Genomic DNA, 21764 nt, shown 5'->3' on the forward strand with positions numbered 1-21764 from the left:
GGCCTGCCAAGGGCCATCCTCCCTCTGTCGCTTGCAGCGCCATCTCCCTCCGGCCGGAGGGAGTTTTTCCTGCCAGGGGAGCTGGCACGCGCAGCGTGACTGAGAGGTTACACTCTCATAAACTTCGCCGGGCTCTGGTCCAGCGGGTCGTCCCGCAGCGGCTCCGGCTTTGCCGTCTTCCGTGGGCTGAGGGGGTTTTCCATCAGCACATAACGGCACTCGTCGTAAATGTGGTCTTCCTGGGTGGTGTCAATGTCTTCCACATTGCTCTCGCTGTATACCAGGTTCGGGATGGTCCGGATGAAATGCTTGCAGGTGTCAAACACCTGGAACATCGGCCGCCCGTCCTCCCCAAAGGCGAAACGGTAGTGGAACTGCATCTTGCCCGCAAGCCGGGTGTGGTCGCCGGGCATCCAGTGCAAAAAGTTGGGGCTTTTCTCCTGCATGTCCGCAATGCTCTCCCCGCGGCTCTCGTCAAAGATTGCCGGGTCCGCCACGCCCAGGATCACCCGTCCTTTCAGCATCGGGTCGTTCTGTTCCGCTTCCCGGATCCGCCGGGCCTGCTCCACCGGGTCAATGCGCAGGCCCTCGTTGGGTGTGCCCGTGCAGCCGTAGAGCTCCTTGATCCGGTACAGCCGCCCCTCTTCGTCGGCCGCATACCATCCAACGGAAAAGGGCTTCGAGAATCCAAAGTCGTACCCGCGCCATATCTTCCAGTGTGCCGGGATCCGGAACGGCCGGATCACATGGGTCCACCGCTGGTCGTCGTAGTGGGCCGGGTCGTTCCGCCATTCGGTGAACACCTGCCCACTAAAGCTGTCCCAGTTGCCGTATAGCAGCGCCTGCCTTTCCGCTTCCGGCAGGCTGGCCAGCGTCCCGATGTACCCCGGGTCGTTTTCCATCAGCGCCGGGTTGTCAAATACCGTTGACGGAATAAAAATGCGGGTCCGCCGCCGGGTGATCTCTTTTCCGTCCGGGGTCTTTACGTTCACCAGCTGCACCATCCGGGTGCCCGGTGGGGCCGGGCTGATGAACCGCGCCTTGACCCAGCCGTGGCCCACTCCGCCGGGGTTTGCCGTGGCCCGCATGTATACCCGGGTGCCCGGGCCGTTGGGGCGGTTGCGGCTCATCACATAGCTGTATTCGTCCCAGGTGAAATGGGTCAGCTCGTCCACCCCGATAAAATCAAAGGCTTTGCCCTGGTAGTTGTACTTGTCCTGTGCATGGTGCAGGCTGCCAAAATAGATTTTTGCCCCGCTGGGGAATGTCCAGCAGTGGGCGCTGCCGTTGTACCGCGCTTTCGGGAAAACAGGTTTGTAGTACCGCATGGTCTTGTCAATGAGCTCAGAGAGTTGCGGGTAGGTCTTGCGCAGGATCAGTGCCCGGTAATGCGGGGTGTTTACCTGCCGCAGTGCCTCGATCACCAGCGCGTCGCTCTTTCCGCCGCCCGCTGCCCCGCCGTATAACGCTTCGTCCTCGGTGCGGGACATAAAGACCAGCTGCCGCGGCTGTGGGCTCCAAATGATCTGCCTGTTTTTCATATTGCTCACCTACCCTCTGTCGCAAGGCCCGGCCTTTTTTGTCAGTTTGTAACCATGCTGTCTGGTGCTGTTGCCCGGCCTGCCAAGGGCTCCCCTATTAGGGGAGCTGGCGCGTCAGCGCCTGAGAGGTCCTGCCGGACCAGTGCTCTAAACTTCCACCACGATTTCCTTTTCGTCGGCATCTTTTTCCGCCCCAATCTCCACCATCGGTGGGCTGTTTTTCTCGCCAAGGCCATTGTCCCCGGGCAGCATAGCTGCGGCCCGCTCGGCCACGGTCATCAGCACCTTGGTCATGTTGGCCGCGTCCTTGTCGGTCATGGTTCGCCCCTCGTACCGTTCCAGCTGCCGGGCCAGCAGCTTTTCCTCGTCGGGGTCCAGCTGGCGGTCATAGCTGCCCTGGCTGGCATATACCACCAGCCCCACCTCGGCTGCGTCCGCCAGGGCCTCGTCCTCGCTTTTCAGCAGGGTTCCAATGGAAAAATCCCGGGCCCTGGCCGCCTCATCCAGCCTTGCGTGCAGCTTCTGGCTCACCTGTGCTGCCCGCCGGTTTTCTTCCACCCGGCTCTGCAGATAGCTCACCTGGGCCCGGGTGCCAAGGCTGGCCCGCAGTGCGATCTCCCGCGCCGCTGCCCGCCGCTCCTCGGCCCATGCGTCGCCCCGCTTGGCCTCTTCGGCTACCCAGGTGCGAATGGTGCTCTCCGGTACGCCGTACCGCCGCGCCACCGCACAGATGGAGTTTGTGGTCAGCATGGCCATTACCACCTCGGCCCGGAACTTGGGCGGGTACTTTCTGCCCCGCTGCCGTCCCTGCACCGTGTTTTTGCAGTACGCCCGTTTCTTCTCGGCCATCGCCACACCTCCCCTCTGTCGCAAGGCCCTCTCTTTTGCGTCTGCTTGCACCCATGCGGTCTGGTGCCGCAGGCGACTGAGAGGTTTTCTTTCCCTCAGCCTATCACAAACCTCAGCGCAAAAATACTGCGTACTTTTTGGCAGCATAAAAAGGCCGGGTGCTCATTCATCCAGCCTCTATTCGCCGCAGCAAAATTTACAGCAGCCCACGCCGGGCAGCCGCAATGGCTACAGTGCTCAACGCCTCCAGCTCCTTGCGGTAGTAGGTCGTCCGGCAGACGTACAACTCCGGGATCACCCGCTCCTCCGGCTGGTCTTCCAGATACCGCAGCCGCAAAAGCCTGGCACATACCGGGTCTGCCTGGTCGTAGTAGGCCAGCGTCTCCTCCACCACCTCGCGCCAGGCTTCTGGGGTCGCTTCGCAGGCCCCGCGGCCATACCGCCGCAGCGCCTTTCGTACCGTCTTCTTCTGCCCTCTGGTCACCTGCTCACCTCCGGCTATTTAACGTGCGCGTTTCTCGCGCAAAATTCTGGTATCCTGTCTGTCAGGTGCGAACTTTCGCACCATCACCACATAGCAGCGCAGATCATCGGCATCCCAGCCGTCTTTCGGCTCTGCCGGGCCCTCTGGCTCCGGCACCACACAGCGCACAAATTTCCACCCCGGGTATTTCTGCTCCCACCAATAGGCGCTGTCCCGGCACTCGGTGCAGCCCACGCGCAGCTGCTTGCGGCTCCATCGGGTATCGTTGGGCACCTGCTCCTCCGGCTGGATCAGGTTTCGGCTCTCGTACCAGCACAGGACGCTGTGCTTGCAAAAGTAGGTGATGAGATCATCCAGCCGGTTCTGCAGGTTCAGGCGGTCGGCGTTGGCCGTGCCCAGCGGCTCATAGCTTCCGTCCGGCTGCCGCAGCGCCCACTTGTCCTCCAGCATCTGCCGGAACTGGGCATTCTGCCGCATGGTCAGCCCAGCACACTCCACCAGAATGTGGTGGTGGAACCGCCCCGCCTTTCGCCCGCAGGCCGTCAGCCCCATGAACCGGATATCCGCCTTTTTCACGTCAAACGTCTTGCACGCGGCCAGCACCACCCGCCGCATCCAGTTGCGCAGATCTTTCTTGGCCTGCTCCCAGTCCTCCGGGAGATATCCGTCCTCGTAGGTCAGCGTCACGTTGAACCCCAGCACCGTAAAATTGGCATTGGCCTTTTGCACCCGGTAGCGCCGCGCGTGCTCCGCGTTCCGGCGGCGCTGGCGCTCTGTGCTGGGCCTGCCTTTCTTCCGGCGCTTGGCTGCGTGTTCCTCCGGGGTGATGGCATACAGGTCCACCTCCATGTACTCTTTCCCGCATAGAGTCCGCTTCTCTCTGGTGTAGGTTCTTCGCATCCCGGTACCCTCCTGCTGGCGTGTCGTTGCTGGCGTTCTTTCTTTATCCCGGTTCCCACCGTCATAGAAATAACGGGTATACTAGCTCCCCCAAGCGCCCGCCCGGACGCTTTTTATAAATAGGTACTTATGAAATGTAACGGATACGGTGGACGTATTCGGTCCATCGTATCCGTTGCCTTTCATAATAAGATCACGGTTCTGCCGGCTTTCCCATGGCACTCCACTGCCCATAGGAGAGTTCCCGCTTGCCCTGCTTTTTGGCCTTTCGGTTGTAAACCAGCAGGTCATGCACGTCCCACTGTAAAGCCGTTGGGTGAGAAATTCCCCGCAGCGGCTCCGCTTTCCGGTGCACGGCAGCCTTTCGCTTTGGCTGCAATTCCCGCATCTCGCTCACCCGTGTCATCCGGGCCACCCCCAGTCTGTCGTTTACTCCGCCCTTGTTGTAGCAGGAGTAGATGCTGGTCTCGCTGCCAAACAGCCCGCTCTCCACCAGCTCCCAGGCCGTGCCGCGGCCCAGCAGCTTGTCCCGTGCATCATAGCAGCTGTAAATGTACATGCTCCGCAGCGCTTTCTGCGGCGTGGTCATTACAAAGGTCTTCACTACTTTTTCCCGCTCAATGCGGTATTTCCGGGGCTTCTTGCACTCCCGGTTCTTGCGGTAGCTGGTCGATAGAACCCCCGCATCCCGGAACAGCCCCAGCCCCACCAGCTTTGCCGCGTCCCCTTTGGCCACCAGTGCCCCGCTCTTAGCATCGTAAATGCTGTAGATGTATCTGCACCCCATGGTCAAACCCTCCTGCGGAACGCTTCGCCCACGGCTGCGTCCCGCACGGCAGCCATTTTCCGGTCCATGGCAGAGGCGTCAAATACATTCAGCACCTTGGCGCAGCTCTTCCGGCCCGTCGCCGCCAGAGCTGCCCGCTTCAAAAATTCCACTTCCTGTGCATGGTAGTGTTGGCGCTGGGCGGCCAGCTCCTTGCTGTCCTCCACGTCCTCCACCACAATGTCGTCGGTTTTCAGGGCATCGCAGGCACATTTCCGCATCCGCTCCATGGCCACGTCAATGCCATCTTCCTTGCCCCAGGTGTTCATCTGGTCGTAGTTGTGGCGCATCTCGTCATATAAGCGGTTCAAGCGGTCCGGGCCAAATCCCAGCACTTCCATGCAGGCCCTGGCGTGCAGCTGCCAGGCCATGGTCGCGGCCCGGTCCCCCACGATCTTGAGCTGCTGCTCCCTGCGGTTCCGTGCCGCCCGCAATGCAGGCACCCGGAATTCCCGCGGCACACTTTCCGGCAGTGCCTCTGCCCGCATCCGCCGGGCTTTTTCAGTAGAGGGCATCCCCCGCTCGTTGGGCTGCATCATAACGGCCATGCTTTGCTCGGCCAGCATCCGCTGGCGGTTGTTCACCCGGTTCAGCCGTTCCCGGCCAATGCCAAACAGCTCATGCAGGGCAATGGTGATGCACCACCCCGTCAGCTCTGCCACACTGGTCCGGGTCACATCCAGCTCGTCTTCCAGGCTCATTTTCTTCTTCATTTGCTTCTCCTTACCAACCGTAAAATGTCCGGCTCAGTTTTTCAAACTGCTCCAGCGTCACATTCTTGTCCCGGCTCGCCTGTACCATCAGGTCATGGGCAGGGGTCTCCAGGCGGTCCCGGGCCTTTTCCTGCTTCCAGTCCAGCTCTTTGATCCGCCGGTCAAGCTCGCTCTCGTACTCTTCAAACGTCATTCCGGTATCGTTCCTCCTCTCCCACCAGCCCCAGCAGCTGCGCCCGGCACCGGGTCAGGCGGCAGTACAGCAGGTTGATGCCGTCCATCCGCAGCTCGCCGGGCAGCTTGTCCAGCACCACCTTGCTCTCCAGCACCGCGTTCTGGATGTCCAGTCCCTTTTCCATCAGCTCGATCCACAGCTCCGTTTCCTCCGGGGTCATTCCCGTCCGGGCCTGATTTTTAGCTTCGTCCATGTCGTTCTCCTACGCGTCTTTTTGATTGGTCCAGTAGTCCGGCTCCTCCATGCGGGCATGGCTGCGGTTGATCTTGCCGTACCGCTGGCGCCGCCGGGCTGCTATTTTTCCTCTACTCTTGGCTCCCCTGATAGGGGAGCTCCGCAAGGCGCTGGCGTCAGCCAGACCAAAGCGGTGAGAGGTTTCATCCCAGCGGCAGTACAGATACAGCCCCAAGCCAAACAACCCGCAGAGCAGCAGCCCGCTCATGGCCGGGGCTCGGGCAGCTGCCTTGCCAATGTCCAGGCCCATCCAGTGCACCAGCATCCAGTTGGCCGCAGCTTCCAGTACATCCAGCAGCCAGCACCCGGCCGCTGCCCCTGCGATCATCCCGCCCAGCACCGCCAGCCGCATTTTTGCCCGCTTTCTCATAATTACTCCTTTACTCTTGGCTCCCCTGATGGGGGAGCTATCGAACCGCGCCGCCAAAGGCGGACGGTGAGATTGAGAGGTTTTCCTTGCGGTTCTCTCTTTCTTATGTTAAACTTGTGGTGATAGGCCGTCTCAACCTGTCACTCTAAGGCTCGTCCGTGTTCCAGCACGGGCGGGCTTTTCTTTTTCCCTCCGGGTTTTGCGTGCATCTTTCTGCTCCGGCGGATGGTCCTCTAACTCTTTCTGCCATGCCAGTGCAGCATTCTTGTCAATGCGCCACAGCCGCGGCCCCTCCTTGTGGGCAGGCAGCTGGCCGCTGCGGCACATCTTCTGCACTGTCTTCTGGTCAATGCCCATCAGGGCGCTGTACTCTTTTGGGGTCAGGAATGCCGGCAGCTGCCGTGCGTCCCAGATTTTAGCTTTCTTCATGAGCGTCCTCCTGTTTTTGTCAGTATAGCGTTCTCCAAAAGTGTCTTCAACACGTCAATATTTGTCCGGTTGCGCCTTAATTTCCTTAAATTTCCCTTGTGTTCCCTTGCGTACCTTTAATTTGCGGCTTTGTCCATCAAACTTTCACAAATCCGCCTTTGAAGTGGGCAAGATTTGTTTCTCCCAAAACAGATAGTCCAGTGGGTGATAGCCAAGCGCTGCCTGCAAAGCCCGCATTTCTTTCAGCGTAAACTCTGCTTTTCCGTTCAGCTTCTGGCCAAGCTCCCGCTCCGGCATCCCGATCTCCTTTGCCATCTTCCGGATCGTCCACTTCTGAATCACCATCTGGTGCCACAGGTTCGCAAACCTCTTTCGCGTCATCTTCTCACCTCCTTACGTCCCCTGCTGCGGGTCGCCCAGAACCTGCCGTATGATTTCCCGCAGCTTTTCAGCTGTCTTTCTTTTGAACTCTGCTCGGTCTTTTTCCGGTATCACATCTGCGCCATACCAGCAGGCCAGCAGCCGCCGTACTTCACTTAAAACATCACAGTATTCTTTGTCCTTGAGCTTTTCCTGTATGAGCCTCTCTTTTTCCGTCATTTTTTCGCCTCTTTACGGGTTAAAGAGTTTGCGGTTCTGTGTGGTGAAAAAGGTACTCCATCCTTAATCCCGGAAAAAGAGTATTGCGCACCTTTTCAGCCTCCGGGTAAGTAAAATCGGTTTCGCCATTGACTTTGTTACGCGCCGTCTTTTCCGAGCAGCCAATCGTCTGCATAATATCTTTGATAGTCAGACCGTTGCGTTGCATTTCAGCTTTCAAATTGTCCATTTAATAATCTCCTTTCTTATATTTTTATTTTACCATAAACGGTAATTTATATTTTGATTTTACATCCACATTTGGTAAAAGTCAACCCCGTATTGAATATTTTTATACAATTCGGTAATTTATTATTGACTCTGGATTTTTTCTCCTTTATAATGAAACCAACACTTGAGAAAGGAGTATCTTACCATGTGGCTTGATAATCTCAACAGGTTAAAAAAAAGCAGTGGTATGACAATTGAGCAGTTATCCATTGCATCTGGCGTTCCAAAAGGCACTTTAAATAAGCTTTTTGCAGGCCAAACAAAAGACCCTCAGTTGTCCACTGTCTCCGCTCTCGTTCATTGTATGGGCTATACACTTGATGATTTATCTGATACTACCGTAAGCGGTAAAACTCACCTTACCCCTCAGCAGTCTGCCCTCCTCTCCTCGTTCGATCAGCTCAATGATGAGGGTCAGGGCAAAGCAGTGGAGTATGTAGAAGACCTTGTTGCAACCGGACGCTATAAAAAATCTTGTGAGCCTGGCCTGGGCCAGAAAGAAGCATAAAAAATAACCGCTCTAGTACATCCAAAGCGGTTAAGTTGTATAAGGAGAAAACCATGTCCAGTTCATCCTACCTCGGTCATGGTGCCAAATATTGGGCTGACCGATATTTTGAGTTACAAGCACAAACTCATCTCCCAGATGATTATAGTGCTATCGAATGGCGTGACAAATATTTAAATCTTGAAAAGAGTTTCTCTTTATATCAGTCTCAAATTGCTGATTTGCGCACTGAAGTAGCTAACCTGCGTGAAAAGAGTTTTTTAAAAGCTGAGCCTGACTTGTATAAAGGACATACCGCAGAGTACTGGTTTTCAGAAACCCAGAAAATTTATAAATTTTATAATCAAATTCTTAATGAGCTTGAACAGAAAAACGGCAAGTATGATGATCTTCTAGACCAGCTTAACAGCTTAGAGAATCAAATAGCTGCAGCAACTTACGAGGGCCATGATATTGTTTATTGGTATAACTGTGCCGAAAGAAATCGTATTGACGTCGATTCCCTACGGCCTGCTCTAAAAAGGCTTAACGATGCTTCCATTCTTGATGGTCATGATATAGATTATTGGCACCAGCTCGCACTCACACATGCCCACGACATTTCTATTCTGAAAGAAGAAAACGATTCATTCCATAAAAGAAGCTATACTTCCCACAAAAAGAAAAATTTCAATTTTCATTTTCGCTCTATTCTAATTGTTTCTTCGCTGTTGCTTTCCTCTTTCTTCTTAGGATTATTTCTTGGTGAGGGTTATTTTGTTCCAAATTTCATTCCGAATTCTCCATATATCGAGGAGCTTAAAAAGCAGTCAAGTGAACCCATTATGTCATCCTCAAGCAATCATTGGACTGCAGACAAGGTTAAACGTATCCGCGAATCAATACCTAAATAGTCTCTAAGTGTGTAAACCAAAAGGCTCCTGTGTATCGCTACACAAGAGCCCCAATTCAAGATATTTATTTTAAAATTCAAGAAACACTAGCTGTGGCGTTGACTAAACCCGGGGCATTCGCGTATAATATCTATATGATACAGACCCCGCCGCGCCTCTCACCGAAGCGTACCATGGCGGGGTCGTTTTTTGTGTATGAACACAGAAAACCCCGGCAGCCTGTACGATAAGCTGCCGGGGCCTCCGTGCGTAGTTGATACTTTGGTAGTCAAGGAGAAGCAAATCATGGAAAACTCGCCTGCTGACACTGGTATTATACCATATCAGCTCGCCGCAGACTGAAAGGAGCTGAAATTTTTATGGCACGCAATAAGAAAAACGCCGATGGTCGTTACCGTTACCGGGTCTATCTTGGCAAAAACGAAGACGGCAGCAAAAAATTCAAGTCGTTCTACGGCTCCACTGAGCGGGAAGCCAAGGCCGCTGCGGCTGCCTATCGTACCGCCATCGGGCAGGGCCTCGATCCAGAGCAGTCCAAGGCCACACTGGGCGATCTATACGCAAATCTCATTGCTGTCAAAAAAGCTAAAGGCGTTAGCCAGAAAAGCCTTGACCGTTATGAAGATCAGTGCAACAACTGGGGCGAGTTGAAAGATAACCCCGCCGGGGAACTCAAGGCCGCCGACTTTCAGCGTGTTCTCAATACGCTGGCAGACTGGCATGATGGCAAGCCTCCCCTGTCTCACTATACGCTGTCCAATCTGCGCTCCAGTGCCAAGGCCGTCTATGATCTGGCCATTCCGGAAGTCGTTCTCTATAATCCGCTCATTAAGACTACAACGCCCGCAGGGGCCCCTCCAGAGCCCCGTGAGCCCATTTCAGAAGAGCAGCAGCGCTGGATTCGGGAAACGCCTCACGCTGCACAACGGGCCGCTATGCTTCTGCTTTACTCAGGTCTGCGCCGTGGGGAGGCCACCGCCCTCACCTGGGCCGACGTGGACCTCAAGGATGCTACCATCACAGTCAGCAAGGGCTATGACTTCCCGGATAAAAAATCCAAGAACCCCAAAACACCTGCGGGTGTCCGGGTGGTCAGCATCCCCAAAATTTTGGTAGACTACCTAAAGACCCAGAAAGATGGCTGCATGTATGTGCTGCACAGCTCCAAGGGTGAGCGCATGACAGAGCAGGGCTGGAAACGAATGTGGGAGAGCTACATGCGGGATCTGAACGTCAAGTACGGCTATGATGGCCAACAGAACAAGAATCGTCCCGGTGGTCTGCCCATGGCCATCGAGACATTCACCCCTCACCAGCTCCGCCACACGTTCTGCACCCTCATGTATTTTGCCGGTGTGGACGTCCTCACTGCCCGCGACCAGATGGGCCACAAGGACATCAGCGTCACGCTGGGCATCTACACCGCCCTTGATAAAAAATTCAAGAAAAAGAAGATCAACCGCCTGGACGCCTACCTCAAAAAGGCCACCTAAAAATTTTTCAAGCTGTTCCCCAGCTTTTTTCTTTCGGCTTTTTGAGCCACCTGTTGAGCCACCTCTTGAAGATTTTTAAGGAAATTTAAGGGTAATTAAGGCTTAACTGTCCATTTCGCCGTCCTGTCCCTGATAAATAAAAATCCCCGAAAACTGGCTTCACAAACCAACTTTCAGGGATTTCTTTTTGGAGCTACTGATCCGATTCGAACGGACGACCTGCTCATTACGAGTGAGCTGCTCTACCGGCTGAGCCACAGTAGCATCTTGAAGTGCTGCAACATGTGGTATTCTATCATAAAAGCCGGGAGCTGTCAAGATTTCCGGGGGAAGTTTCTTGAAAATCCCGCTGCAGAAGCAGATTGGTCAGCTGGCAGACTGCAAAGCTGCAACCCACAAGAAGCAGCACAGCGCAATCCGGCGGAAGCCGCCGCATCAGGATGACCCGGGCAGGCAGCGTGCTGAACACTTCTGCCTCCTGTTCCGGCAAAAGCAGGGTGAAAATGGCCAGCGACAGCGGCAGATGCAGCGCCCGGGTGGTATACAGCGGCCGGAGGGTCATTTCGGGCGGGCAGATCGTCCGCACCTGCATCAGGACAGAAAGCCCCTGTACACTCAATGCCGCACAGCAGAGGGTGCTGGCCCAATAGCCCGTGCGGGAAGCAAGATCGCACCCGGAACAGACTTCCAGAAGCATCGCGCAGGCCGTGCTCACGGCAGGCGGAAGCAGCGCTCCCGCTCCGGCAGCCAGCATCCGGAAGAAGAGCACAAAGCCGCAGAGTTTCAGGTAGGTCAGCGTGGACTGCGCCAGAATGCTATCCAGGCGCAGCCGCGGCATTTCCTGCTGTTTCGGGCGCGGCGATAGCCTTTTTTCGTTTCGGTTTGTCCTGCTCAGTCGGGAAAGCAGAGCCGCACAGAGGTAATTGGCCGTGATCTGTGCCAGAAACAGCAAAACGCCCACCTCTGTGCTGCCCAGCAGGGTCTGTCCCACCGTCAGGATGACAAAGGACGGTCCGGAACAGACGCAGGCCGGGAGAAGCCGGTCCGCTTCTTCCGGTGTCATCTGACCGGAGCGCACCGCCTCGGCAGAAGCGTTAGCGGCAGGGGCAAAGCCGCCCAGAAATCCCACCAGCAGCACCCGGGCCGCGCAGGGAGCATCCACTCCCACCAGCCATGCCACCGGCCGAAATGGCAGGGCCAGCACATCCCCCAGAGGGCACTGGATGAGCAGTGCCGACACCACAAGAAACGGATACAGCGAGAGCAGCAGCGGACCGCTGCAGAGGGTCAATCCCTCCCGCAATGCCTGCGCGCAGGCTTCTGGTGCCGCAAACGGGAGTGCCCCGATCAGAACAGCCAGCATCAGGGATACCAGCCCGGAAAAGTTCTTGGTTTGATTCATACGCACACCCTCCGCTTCCATATATATGTAGCACCGGGTGCAGCTTTGCACAGCGGCAGGGAGGGAGCGGATGTGGCCAGGAAGCGCAGACAGCACATCTCCCCTACCGGATGGTTCCAGCGGTTGTTCCGCCAGCCACCGGCCAATTTTTATGGCCGCACCTCCGTTTACCTCAGCGGAAGCATCTTAGAAATTGAACATTTCCGGCGCATCCGTTCTTACGACGAGGGAGAGCTCTGCCTGGAACTTGGCAAAGGGCTGCTGACCATTTACGGCAGTCAACTCAAAATTACAGCCCTTTCCACCCAGCGCATCACTCTGCGGGGTGAAATTCTCCGCACGGAATTTTCCCGGGATGCCACTTCCCGATAACACCCACTGATAGGAGGCCGGGCCATGGACCCTTTGCAGCTCTGGGCCGGTGTTCGCTTCGCGGCCCAAAACGGTAACACCGGTGGTTTGCTGACCGCCGCGGCACAGAATGGGCTCCATCTCTCTGCAATTACTGCCCAGCCCGGCGGGTTTTGTGCCCGGTGCGCCGCATGGCGTTACCCAGAGCTTTCCCGGCTGGCCCGCAGGTACCGGGTCCGGCTCCGCGTTCAGAAAAGGGACGGGCTGTTTTTCCGGCTGCGGCCTCTGCTGCGCCGCCGGGGGCTTTGGGCCGGGCTGTTTTTGTTTCTCCCTCTGTTGCTCTGGCTGCAAGGCGCGGTCTGGGCCACGGACTTCACCACCCTGACCCCCGGCCAGCGAGCCCGGGCAGAAGTCATCCTGCGCCAACAGGCTCTTTCCGCCGGGGAGTTCGTCTCCGAGGAAAAACTGACTGCCGGTGAATATGCCCTGCTGCAGAGCGGCGAGTTTTCGTGGGTAAGCCTGAATTTTTCCAAAGGGCGGCTGATCGTGGAGGCCGCTGCCGCTAAGCCCGTGCCAGATATCGCATCCGGGACGCTCCATGGCATTACCGCCCGGGTGGCGGGTACTGTGCTGGAAACCAACCTCACCAGCGGCACCATGCTGGTGACTCCCGGGCAGGCCGTGGAAGCCGGACAGGGACTTATTGGAACGGCCCGCATGGAGCGGGATGGAACTTTGATCTTTCAGCCTGCGGCCGGTCGGGTGCTGGCCCAGTTTGAGTGGGAATTTTCCGAGACACTCCCCGCTACCGTGGCCGCGGACCAGCTCACCGGGAGCAAATCGCACCAGTACCAGCTCCACTTTGCCGGGAAGTCCCTTGCTCTTCCCCCATGGAGCTCCCACCAGGAAAACGCCCGCGCCATCACCCGGCATCTCCATCCGGCATTTTGGGGGCTGGCACTCCCCTGCTCCGTGGAGGAAACGGTATTCTACCATACCCAAAACGAAACACTTTCCTACACGGGAGACCAGCTGCTCGCCTTAGCCCGGCTGCACAGCCGTCAGGTGCTATACGCTGCCTACCCGGACGAGGTTCTCCTCACCCGGAAAGAAGATTTTTCCGCAGAGGACGACCAGTTCCATTACCGGGTCTGCTACACCATAGCGGCCGACATTTGCCAGGAAAACACGAAAACGGCAGAGGACTGAAACTTCCTCTGCCGTTTTCATCGATCTCATTGTTGTTTTAATTCTCTGCGTTCTCAGATGCAGGCGCTGCTTTCTCCACCGCCTTTTTGACCAGCTTGTTCAGGTCAAACTCATACTTGGTGTGGCAGAAGTGGCAGACTACCTTGCAGTGGGGATCCTCATCCCGGAGTTTTTCCAGTTCCTTGCGGCCCAGGCTGAGCAGCATCTGCTCGGTGCGCTCCCGGCTGCAATCACACTGGTACCGCACTTCCCGCTCATCCAACACGCTGGGGTTGAAACCCGCCATGGCGAGGTTCATCATGTCCTCCGGGGTCTTGCCCGCGTGGAGCATCTCAGTCACGGAGGGCATGGCGGCAATGTTCTGCTCCAGCTGGGTGATCTCGGCATCGGTGGCACCCGGCAGCAGTTGCAGCAGATAGCCGCCCGCGCAGGAGATGGACAGATCCTTATCTACCAGCACGCCCAGTGCACAGACGGTGGGCACCTGCTCACTGTAGGCGTAGTAGCTGGTGATATCCTCCGCGATCTCGCCCGAGACCAGCGGCACCTGGCCGACGGTGGGCTCTTTCTGCAGGCGGTTGTCCCGGATGACGGTGAGCACACCGTCCTTGCCGACAGCCCCGCCCACATCCAGATGGCCATTGGCCTTGGCAGGCAGCTCCACCAGCGGGTGGTCGATGCAGCCCTTGACATTGCCGGTGCCATCCGTACAAGCAATGACGACGCCTGCCGGGCCGTTGCCAGAAACGCGCAGGGTGATGGTGTCCCGGTCATCCTTGAGCATGGAGCCCATCAGGCTGGCACCCGTCAGCAGGCGGCCCAGGGCAGCACTGCAGGTGGCGCTCGTGGTGTGAAGTTGTTCTGCTTTACAGACAATATCCGTCGAATCTACGCCACAAAAAACGATTCCGCCGTTTTCTGACAGGCCTCGGATCAGTTTTCCCATTTTTTAGTCTTCCTCCAATTGCGTATGCTGTTTGACCGCGCAGAAGAAATAGCGCTCGCTCTTCTCGGTCAGCGGGCCGAACGTTTCACCGTCGCAGACGCTCTCCAGCACAAAACCGTGCTTCTCCAGTGCCGTGCGGATGGTGTCCAGATCGTAGGTGTACTCACTGAACGCCTCATGGAAATGTTCTCCCGTCTCCCGGTAGTCGATATCCACGCTGATCTCCACCCGACGGTCGGCCGCGTTGTAGTGGTTTTTCCAGACACAGCAGGCGTCCTCCTCCTCAAAGGTGAACGTGTTCTCCCCCAGCACGTTTTTGTGCTTGTAGGGAGTGTTCATATCAAAGAGGAAGACGCCGCCTTTCTCCATAAAGAAGCCCGCGTTGGCAATGGCCGTGTCGAGGTCCGGGATGTGATTGAACGTATCAAAGGTGGAGACCGCTCCCCGGATGGTACCGTACAGGTCCAGCTTGAGCAGGTCCTGCCGCAGGAGCAGCAGCTTGCCGGACAGACCCAGCTGTTCCGCCTTATCCCGGACAACGCAGAGCATCTCCTCGGACTGGTCAATGCCGATCATATCATACCCGGCCTGGGTCAGCATCAGGGTCAGCTCCCCCGTGCCGCAGCCAAGGTCAGCCAGAATGCCGTCCCGGATGCCGTGGGCGTTCAGCTCGTTCTGGATGTGCTCATACAGAGCGTCGTAGTCCGCCGCCCCGTTGAATTCATCGTAAAAGTATGCAAATTCGTTGTATGCCATCTTATTCGGCGTCCTCGTCCGCAAACTCTGCCTCTATGGCTTTGTTGAGAATGGCCTGCAGCTCCGGGATGCCGTAGCCGTTTTCGCCGCTGGTCAGCACCACTTTCTGGCAGCCATAGGGGCGGCAGGTGTTCTCAAACTCCTCCAGCGTCTTGGTCAGCTGGCTCTTTTTGAGTTTATCCGCCTTGGTCAGCGCCACCACATAGGGGATCTGATGGTAGTGCAGGTACTTGAGCATCTGGAAATCATCGGCGCTGGGGGCATGGCGGCAATCCAGCAGCTGCACCAGCAGGGTGTGGTGGCGCTGGGCCTCAAAGTAGCTGTTGATGAGGTCATCCCATCGTTCACGGTCCGCATTGCTTACTTTGGCGTAGCCGTAGCCGGGCAGATCCACAAAATAGCAGCTGTCCACCTCATAAAAGTTGATGGTAGCCGTTTTGCCCGGCGTGGCCGAAACGCGGGCCAGGTTTTTGCGGCTGCACAGCTTGTTGATGAGGCTGGATTTGCCCACGTTGGAGCGGCCGGAGAAACTGATCTCCGGGCGGTCACTGTCGGGCAGCTGGCTGGAAATACCATAGCTGGCCATAAAATCCGCTTTGTTGTAATTCATAAAAGCTTCCCTTTCCTCTCAGCAGACGGCACCGGTCTTGGGCTTTTCTGCAGTCTGGGACATGGCGGCGGCATCGGCAGCCTTCGTGCTCTTCTTGGTACGGGGGTGGGTGGCCGCCGCTTTCGGCTTGAGCAGCGCCGCGTTCAGCACCTGAGAAAGGTTGGACATGGGCAGGAACTCGAGGTTCTTCTTGACCTCATCGTCCACCTCATACAGGTCGGAGACGTTGTCCTTGGGGATGAGGACCGTCTTCATCCCCTCGCGGTAAGCGGCCATGCTCTTTTCCCGCAGGCCGCCGATGGGCAGCACATTGCCGTGGAGGGTGATCTCGCCCGTCATGGCCACATCGCCCCGCACCGGGATGCCGGACAGGCAGGAGATGAGGGCCGTGGTCAGGGTGACACCCGCCGAGGGGCCGTCCTTGGGCACAGCGCCCTCCGGGGCATGGATGTGCAGGTCGCACTTCTTGAGCCGTTCCGGGTCAATCCCATACTCTGCCGCATGGACACGGGCATAGGTAATGGCCAGCTGAGCACTCTCTTTCATCACGTCGCCCAGAGAGCCCGTCACGGTGATCTTGCCGGAACCGTTGTCGATGACCTGCACCTCAATGGGCAGGGTCTCGCCGCCGATGCTGGTCCAGGCCAGGCCGTTGGCAATGCCGATGGCATTGGTTCGGTTGAGGAAGTCCGGCTTGACGATGCGGGGTCCCAGCAGCTTTTCCAGCGTGGCACCGGTCACAGAGACCGTCTCCGCCTCGCCGGAAGCGATCTGGCGGGCACACTTGCGCAGGACACTGGTGATGGTGCGCTCCAGGTTGCGGACACCCGCTTCCCGGGTATAGCCATCGATGATACCGTACAGGGCGCTCTGGGAGAACGTGACTTTGCCGCTCAGGCCACAGGCCTCCAGCTGCTTGGGCACCAGATGTTTTTTCGCAATGTTGTATTTTTCCACCCGAGTATAGCTGGGCAGCTCGATGACGTCCATACGGTCGCGCAGCGGGCCGGGGATGGCGCTCAGGTCGTTGGCCGTGGTGATGAAGAGCACATGGCTCAGGTCAAACGGCATATCAATGAAATGATCGTTGAACGTGCTGTTCTGCTCCGGGTCCAGTGCCTCCAGCAGCGCGGCGGCCGGGTCACCCCGGAAATCGCCCGCCAGCTTGTCGATCTCATCCAGCAGCATCAGCGGGTTGGAGCTCTTGGCCGTGATCATAGCCGTGATGATCTTGCCCGGCATCGCGCCGATGTAGGTGCGCCGATGGCCGCGGATCTCAGCCTCATCCCGCACACCGCCCAGGCTCAGGCGGACATACTTGCGGTTCAGGCTCTCGGCAATGGAGCGGGCAATGCTGGTCTTGCCAACACCCGGAGGGCCGACGAGGCAGATGATCTGGCCCTTGACATCCGGGGCCAGCTTGCGGACAGCCAGCACTTCCAGAATGCGGTCCTTGACCTTTTTCAGGCCATAGTGGTCGCGGTCCAGGATGCGCTGTGCTTTGGCAATGTCGAGGTCATCCTCCGTGAACGTATTCCAGGGCAGGTCCAGGCAGGTATCCAGATAGGTACGGATGACCGTGCCCTCCTGGTTGCTGCTCTGCATCTTGGCCAGGCGGTCCACTTCTTTGAGGAGCTTCTTCTCCCGCTCCTCATCCAGGTGCAGGGCCGTGATCTTGCGGCGGTACTCCTCCGCCTCGGCGGTGGTGTCGTCGTCCTCGCCCAGCTCCTCGCTGATCATGTGCAGCTGCTCGTGCAGGTAGTAGTCGCGCTGGTTTTTGTCCATTGCTTCGTCCACTTTCTGGGCGATCTCTTTGTCGATCTCCAGCATCCGGCGCTCCCGGTGCATCTTTTCAATCAGCAGCTTCAGGCGGCCCAGCAGCGTGCCCTCGTCCAGAATGGCCTGTTTGTCCTCAAAACGGAACAACAGGTTGGCCGGGATGTACTCGGACAGGAAGACAGGATCCGTGCTGGTGGTGATGGTAAACACCACGTCCTTGCCGATGTGCGGGTTGAGGGCCAGCAGCTCGTCAAAACTCTTTTTGACGTTGCGGACCAGCACATCCACTTCGGGCTGCTCCTCCGGCTTTGCCTGCTTGACCGGGGCGGAACGGACCGTGGACAGCAGGAAGCTGCCGTCCGTATCCAGCTGGGTCAGCTTTGCGCGGTATTTGCCCTCCACCAGGATGCGGACAAGGTCGTCCGACACCCGCATCACCTGCTTGATCTCGGCTACAACGCCGTAAGTGCACAGGTCGGCGGCATTGGGGTCTTCCACTTTCATCTCTTTCTGCGCAATGAGGAAGACATCGGAGTTATTGCTCACGGCCCATTCCACCGCCGCAATGCTCTTGTCGCGGCCCACCTCAAAGTGAAGCAGGTTGTTGGGGAAGACCACAAGCCCCCGCAGGGCAATGGCCGGAAGATGGAGGACATTGCGCTCCACCTTGACAGTTACTTTTTCAGACATATTGCAAAACCTCCCAACTGCCCGGGCAGATGCGCGTCATCGTGAGGGCAGTTTTCTTGTTGGGTAACACTTGTAGATCGTATTATAGCGGAAAGCGGCTCCGCTTGCAACCGGGGCGCGCTCAACCGCGCTTTTCGCGGGTGTTGTAGCCCAGGCGGCCCAGGGCGGGCAGCAGGGCCCGCAGGGTGATGGATGTGAGCGAGCCCATGATGAGGCCGAATACCAGCATGACGGGTGCGTAATAGAGCGACATGGCCGAGGAGAGGATGACACTGGCCCCCAGCAGCTGGCCGACATTATGGGCCAGCGCACCGCAGACCGAGAGGATGAACCAGGTGGGCTGCACCGGGAAATGGTAGTACAGCACCCACATCACCAGCAGCGAGAATAACCCGCCGCACAGGGAGAGGAAACCCGCCGTCCACCCGGAGACCAGAAAGACGAACAGCGCCTTGAGCAGGTCCAGCACCAGTGCCTGCTTTCCTCCCATGAAAAACAGCGCATACATCACCACAATATTCGCCAGGCCCAGCTTCATGCCAGGCATCAGCCCGGGGATGACCAGCGTGCCCTCCACAAAAGAGAGGGCCATGGCCAGTGCAAACAGCAGGCCGGAAAGGGCGATCTCATGCGTTTTGCTGCCGCGTTTCGGGTTCATCGGCACATTCCTCCGTCCATCATTCGTTCTCCCCTGCCTGCACCTGCTCGTACTGTTCCTGCTCTTCCATGGCAGCTTCCCAGGCGGCAAACAGCTCCTCCTGATGGAACCGCAGATCCGAGAGCTCGTCACTCTTTTCCCGAAGCAGCTGCGGGTCGTTGTACACCTCCGGGGAATTGATCTCGTTGTCCAGCTCCACTTCCCGGGCACCGCAGGCCTCCATCTCGTCCTCGCAGGCCTTGATCTTGGCCCGCAGCTCGGCGCGGCGGCGGCGCTGTTCCTTGCCGTAGCCAAGCTTTGCGGGCTCCGAGGATTTTTCCGCGACCGGCGCGGGATCGGAGCGGCCCATCAGGGCATCATAACTCGGGTAGAGCGTCGCCTTGCCGTCTTCCAGATACAGGATCGGGCAGGCCAGGCTGTTCATCAGGTGGCGGTCATGCGTGACCATGAGCAGCGTGCCGGTGTAGGCCATCAGGGCCTCGGTCAGGTTCTCACGGGTGTAGATGTCCAAATGGTTGGTGGGCTCGTCCAGAAACAGCAGGTTCGGCCGCTCCAGCACGATCTCCGCAAAGCGCAGGCGGGCAAGCTCGCCGCCGGAAAGCGCCTCACAGGGCTTAAAGACCGTCTCCCCCCGGAAGCCCAGCTTTGCCAGATGGCTGCGGACTTCCAGCTCCGTCATCCGGGGGTACTTGTTCCAGATGACGTCAATGACACGGCCCGCGCCCAGACGGTTCTGCTGCTGGGCAAAGATGCTGGGCCGGGCACCAGTGCCCAGCCGCACCATGCCGCCGGAGGGACGGCGCTTGCCGTCCAGCACCTGCATCATGGTGGATTTGCCCGCACCGTTGGGACCCGCGATGATGAGCCGCTCTCCACGGTGGACCGTGTAAGTAAACGGCTCCAGCAGTGTCCGCTCCCCGATCCGGATGGTCAGGTTTTTCATCAGCACCAGCTCATTCCAGGGCTCCACATCATATTCAAAGCGGAATTTGAGCTGGTTGGTCTCATCTTGGGGGGCCTCGGTAATTTCCAGCTTTTCCAGCTGTTTGCGGCGGCTCTGGGCCATTTTCGTGGTGGAAGCCCGAACGAGGTTGCGGTCCACATAATCCTGAAGCTTTTCAGCCAGTGCCACATCCGCATCGTGCTGCTTCTGGCGCAGGGCATCCGCCGCTTCTTTCTGGGGCAGGTAGGCCGAGAAGTTTCCCTTATAGGTCGTCATGGTCTGGAACGAAACTTCCCAGATCTTGGTACAGATGTGGTCCAGGAAATAGCGGTCATGGCTGACCACCAGCACCGCGCCGGAATAGCTCTTGAGGTAGTTTTCCAGCCATTCCATGGTGGCAAAATCCAGGTGGTTGGTGGGCTCGTCCAGAATCAGGACATCCGGCTTTTCCAGCAGCAATTTTGCCAGCCGCAGGCGGGTCAGCTCGCCGCCCGACAGGACACCGACGTTCTTTTCCCAGGTATCCTGCGCAAAGCCCATGCCGGACAGTACCTTTTTGATGTTGACATCCATATTGTAGCCATCGGCTGCGTCAATGATGTTCTGCAGCGCATCGTGCTGCTCCAGCAGCGAGGTATCCTCGGGGCTGGCGGCCATCTTGCGCTCCAGGATCTGCATTTTTGCCATGGCGTCCAGCACATGGGCGAACGAAGAACGCATCTCGCCGTAGATATCCAGCGTGACATCGAGCTTTGCATTCTGTTCCAGGTAGCCAAGCGTCACACCGTGGGTCACGCTGAACTCGCCCTCATAATCCGTATATTCCCCGGTCAGGATCTTGAGCAGAGTGGTCTTGCCCGCGCCGTTCTGGCCCACAATGCCAATGCGGTCTTCCCGCTCGACACTGGCCGTCACATCGTGCAGGACGATCTTCTCGCCAAAGCTCTTGCCCAGTTTTTCCAGATGAATCAGCATAGTTTTCTCAATTCCATTCTCTTACGGCTGGTGGCGGCGGTGCTTCTGGCCCAGATTGGCCAGCTCTTCCGGCTCCATCACCAGCGGGTACAGCTCTTCCAACGTTTCGATCTCATAGGTGGGGCAGACTTTGCCCGGGTTCTCGTTGTGGCTGGGGTTGAACCAGCAGGTATCCAGCCCGGCATTGATGCCGCCCTGGATATCACTGGAGAGGCTGTCGCCCACCATCAGCACATGTTCGCGGTTCTCCACGCCCAAAGAGCGGAGGGCCGCGTCAAAGATCTTGCGGTTGGGCTTCTCGCTGTCCAGCTTCTCGGAGACGAAAACGTCCTCCAGAAGCGGTGCAATGCCCGACTCCGCCACACGGCGGCTCTGCACCTTGTCAAAGCCGTTGGTCACAATGGCCAGCGTGGCCACCTCGGAAAGCTCGCTCAGCACTTCCAGCACATTGGGGCTCATCAGGTCCGGATGGGTGGAAAGGCGCTCCAGATAATAGCGGTTCATCTCCACGCCGTTGCCGGCAGCGTTGACCGCTTTCAGAAAGCGGGTAAAGCGCTCACTCATCAGCTTTTCGCGGCGGATCTGGCCCTTTTCCAGCTGTTTCCAGAGCTCTTCGTTGATGGTGCGGTAGGTCTGCACCGTCTCGGCATCCGGCTCAATGCCGTAATTGACCAGTGTTTCCGCCAGAGCCTTGCTCTCGGCGGCGTCAAAGTTCAAAAGTGTATTGTCCGCGTCAAACAGGACGCAATAATATTTTGCCATTGTGTTCCCCTCTCTCATTGGATAACAGCGAGAAGCCAGCCCCGCCAAACAGAGCTGGCTTCCCGATATTTTGTTTTTATTCCTGGATCATTTCGTAGTCCTGCCCGTCGGTCTGCTCCGGTGTGTTTCCGGTGCAGCGGGCTGTGCCGCCGCAGGGCTCTGAGAAGCATTTCTGCATCTGCTCTTCGGTGGCAGCGTTTTCCACATTGATCCAGTCGGTCCCGTAGTAATCCACATCACCATCGGTGACATCTTCGGCCCCCGGGACACCACGCACCCGCATGGTTTCGGCTGCAGGCACTGCCATGGTGCATTCCTCCTCTCCGCCCAGCCTATGC

At 57.7% G+C, this 21764-nt stretch carries 27 protein-coding genes and 1 tRNA gene; 5 read left to right on the forward strand and 23 right to left on the reverse strand.

Annotation, left to right across the window (positions count from 1 at the left end; genetic code table 11):
• Window positions 1-107 precede the first annotated feature (107 nt).
• From C4N22_RS00965 to C4N22_RS01025, 13 genes are all read right to left on the reverse strand, one after another.
• Complete coding sequence (locus C4N22_RS00965) at window positions 108-1541, reverse strand: phage terminase large subunit (RefSeq protein WP_112147648.1); 1434 nt, start codon at window positions 1539-1541, stop codon at window positions 108-110.
• A gap of 147 nt (window positions 1542-1688) precedes the next feature.
• Window positions 1689-2390, reverse strand: a complete 702-nt coding sequence (locus C4N22_RS00970) for a transposase (protein WP_181567144.1) — start codon at window positions 2388-2390, stop codon at window positions 1689-1691.
• A 196-nt stretch (window positions 2391-2586) separates the two neighbouring features.
• Window positions 2587-2874 carry a SqdX protein gene (locus C4N22_RS00975; protein WP_112147650.1) on the reverse strand — a complete coding sequence of 96 codons (288 nt, stop codon included), beginning with the start codon at window positions 2872-2874 and terminating at the stop codon, window positions 2587-2589.
• 18 nt (window positions 2875-2892) lie between these two features.
• Window positions 2893-3774, reverse strand: a complete 882-nt coding sequence (locus C4N22_RS00980; RefSeq protein ID WP_146746499.1) for a hypothetical protein — start codon at window positions 3772-3774, stop codon at window positions 2893-2895.
• Window positions 3775-3967: 193 nt separating this feature from the next.
• Entirely contained in the window at window positions 3968-4561 is a 594-nt protein-coding gene (locus tag C4N22_RS00985) for a hypothetical protein (RefSeq protein ID WP_112147652.1), read from the reverse strand.
• Window positions 4562-4563: 2 nt separating this feature from the next.
• A complete protein-coding gene (locus tag C4N22_RS00990; protein ID WP_112147653.1) occupies window positions 4564-5313 on the reverse strand; it encodes a hypothetical protein in 750 nt (249 codons plus the stop codon).
• 10 nt (window positions 5314-5323) lie between these two features.
• Entirely contained in the window at window positions 5324-5506 is a 183-nt protein-coding gene (locus C4N22_RS00995) for a hypothetical protein (protein WP_112147654.1), read from the reverse strand.
• Window positions 5496-5741 (reverse strand): hypothetical protein, encoded by a 246-nt coding sequence (locus tag C4N22_RS01000; protein ID WP_112147655.1) that lies wholly within the window; start codon window positions 5739-5741, stop codon window positions 5496-5498. The genes C4N22_RS00995 and C4N22_RS01000 overlap by 11 nt, the downstream gene beginning before the upstream one ends.
• Window positions 5742-5750: 9 nt before the next feature.
• Complete coding sequence (locus C4N22_RS01005) at window positions 5751-6152, reverse strand: hypothetical protein (RefSeq protein ID WP_112147656.1); 402 nt, start codon at window positions 6150-6152, stop codon at window positions 5751-5753.
• Window positions 6153-6284: 132 nt separating this feature from the next.
• Complete coding sequence (locus C4N22_RS01010) at window positions 6285-6581, reverse strand: helix-turn-helix domain-containing protein (protein WP_112147657.1); 297 nt, start codon at window positions 6579-6581, stop codon at window positions 6285-6287.
• Window positions 6582-6725: 144 nt separating this feature from the next.
• Entirely contained in the window at window positions 6726-6962 is a 237-nt protein-coding gene (locus tag C4N22_RS01015; RefSeq protein ID WP_112147658.1) for a helix-turn-helix domain-containing protein, read from the reverse strand.
• 12 nt (window positions 6963-6974) lie between these two features.
• Entirely contained in the window at window positions 6975-7181 is a 207-nt protein-coding gene (locus C4N22_RS01020; protein WP_112147659.1) for a hypothetical protein, read from the reverse strand.
• Between the two features lie 19 nt (window positions 7182-7200).
• The gene (locus tag C4N22_RS01025) at window positions 7201-7410 is read right to left on the reverse strand and encodes an XRE family transcriptional regulator (protein ID WP_112147660.1); all 210 of its coding nucleotides are present in this window, start codon (window positions 7408-7410) and stop codon (window positions 7201-7203) included.
• 186 nt (window positions 7411-7596) lie between these two features.
• On the opposite strand from C4N22_RS01025, the gene C4N22_RS01030 reads away from it, so the two are divergent.
• The 3 genes from C4N22_RS01030 to C4N22_RS01040 all read left to right on the forward strand — a co-directional run bounded on the left by C4N22_RS01030 (window position 7597) and on the right by C4N22_RS01040 (window position 10345).
• Window positions 7597-7959: a helix-turn-helix domain-containing protein gene (locus C4N22_RS01030; RefSeq protein WP_112147661.1), complete on the forward strand. Its 363-nt coding sequence runs from the start codon at window positions 7597-7599 to the stop codon at window positions 7957-7959.
• A 53-nt stretch (window positions 7960-8012) separates the two neighbouring features.
• Window positions 8013-8852, forward strand: a complete 840-nt coding sequence (locus C4N22_RS01035; RefSeq protein ID WP_112147662.1) for a hypothetical protein — start codon at window positions 8013-8015, stop codon at window positions 8850-8852.
• A 359-nt stretch (window positions 8853-9211) separates the two neighbouring features.
• Window positions 9212-10345, forward strand: coding sequence for a tyrosine-type recombinase/integrase (locus C4N22_RS01040; RefSeq protein ID WP_112147663.1), 1134 nt, complete (start codon window positions 9212-9214; stop codon window positions 10343-10345).
• 188 nt (window positions 10346-10533) lie between these two features.
• Here the strand turns inward: C4N22_RS01040 and C4N22_RS01045 are convergent.
• Both C4N22_RS01045 and C4N22_RS01050 read right to left on the reverse strand, forming a co-directional pair.
• A tRNA-Thr gene (locus C4N22_RS01045) sits at window positions 10534-10609 on the reverse strand.
• 31 nt (window positions 10610-10640) lie between these two features.
• Window positions 10641-11747, reverse strand: coding sequence for a hypothetical protein (locus tag C4N22_RS01050; RefSeq protein ID WP_112147664.1), 1107 nt, complete (start codon window positions 11745-11747; stop codon window positions 10641-10643).
• 72 nt (window positions 11748-11819) lie between these two features.
• Between C4N22_RS01050 and C4N22_RS01055 the strand changes: the two genes are divergently transcribed.
• Together C4N22_RS01055 and C4N22_RS01060 are read left to right on the forward strand one after the other, a co-directional pair.
• Window positions 11820-12119, forward strand: coding sequence for a YabP/YqfC family sporulation protein (locus C4N22_RS01055; RefSeq protein ID WP_112147666.1), 300 nt, complete (start codon window positions 11820-11822; stop codon window positions 12117-12119).
• A gap of 24 nt (window positions 12120-12143) precedes the next feature.
• Window positions 12144-13307, forward strand: coding sequence for a sporulation protein YqfD (locus C4N22_RS01060; RefSeq protein ID WP_112147668.1), 1164 nt, complete (start codon window positions 12144-12146; stop codon window positions 13305-13307).
• 37 nt (window positions 13308-13344) lie between these two features.
• Here C4N22_RS01060 and hslO read toward each other — a convergent pair whose 3' ends face one another.
• The 8 genes from hslO to C4N22_RS01100 form a co-directional block, all read right to left on the reverse strand.
• Window positions 13345-14253, reverse strand: coding sequence for an Hsp33 family molecular chaperone HslO (gene hslO, locus C4N22_RS01065; protein WP_112147669.1), 909 nt, complete (start codon window positions 14251-14253; stop codon window positions 13345-13347).
• Between the two features lie 3 nt (window positions 14254-14256).
• Window positions 14257-15009, reverse strand: a complete 753-nt coding sequence (locus C4N22_RS01070; protein ID WP_022257127.1) for a class I SAM-dependent DNA methyltransferase — start codon at window positions 15007-15009, stop codon at window positions 14257-14259.
• 1 nt (window position 15010) lies between these two features.
• The gene (gene yihA, locus C4N22_RS01075; protein WP_022257126.1) at window positions 15011-15619 is read right to left on the reverse strand and encodes a ribosome biogenesis GTP-binding protein YihA/YsxC; all 609 of its coding nucleotides are present in this window, start codon (window positions 15617-15619) and stop codon (window positions 15011-15013) included.
• Window positions 15620-15637: 18 nt separating this feature from the next.
• Window positions 15638-18088, reverse strand: a complete 2451-nt coding sequence (gene lon / locus C4N22_RS01080) for an endopeptidase La (RefSeq protein ID WP_112147671.1) — start codon at window positions 18086-18088, stop codon at window positions 15638-15640.
• A 121-nt stretch (window positions 18089-18209) separates the two neighbouring features.
• A complete protein-coding gene (locus C4N22_RS01085; protein WP_112147672.1) occupies window positions 18210-18746 on the reverse strand; it encodes a Gx transporter family protein in 537 nt (178 codons plus the stop codon).
• Between the two features lie 19 nt (window positions 18747-18765).
• A complete protein-coding gene (locus tag C4N22_RS01090; protein ID WP_112147674.1) occupies window positions 18766-20664 on the reverse strand; it encodes an ABC-F family ATP-binding cassette domain-containing protein in 1899 nt (632 codons plus the stop codon).
• 21 nt (window positions 20665-20685) lie between these two features.
• Entirely contained in the window at window positions 20686-21426 is a 741-nt protein-coding gene (locus C4N22_RS01095) for a YjjG family noncanonical pyrimidine nucleotidase (protein WP_022257121.1), read from the reverse strand.
• Between the two features lie 76 nt (window positions 21427-21502).
• On the reverse strand, window positions 21503-21733 hold the full coding sequence (locus C4N22_RS01100; RefSeq protein ID WP_022257120.1) for a hypothetical protein: 231 nt from the start codon (window positions 21731-21733) through the stop codon (window positions 21503-21505).
• Window positions 21734-21764 lie beyond the last annotated feature (31 nt).

The sequence above is a fragment of the Faecalibacterium prausnitzii genome (genome assembly GCF_003287495.1).
GTDB classification, from domain to species: domain Bacteria; phylum Bacillota; class Clostridia; order Oscillospirales; family Ruminococcaceae; genus Faecalibacterium; species Faecalibacterium prausnitzii_I.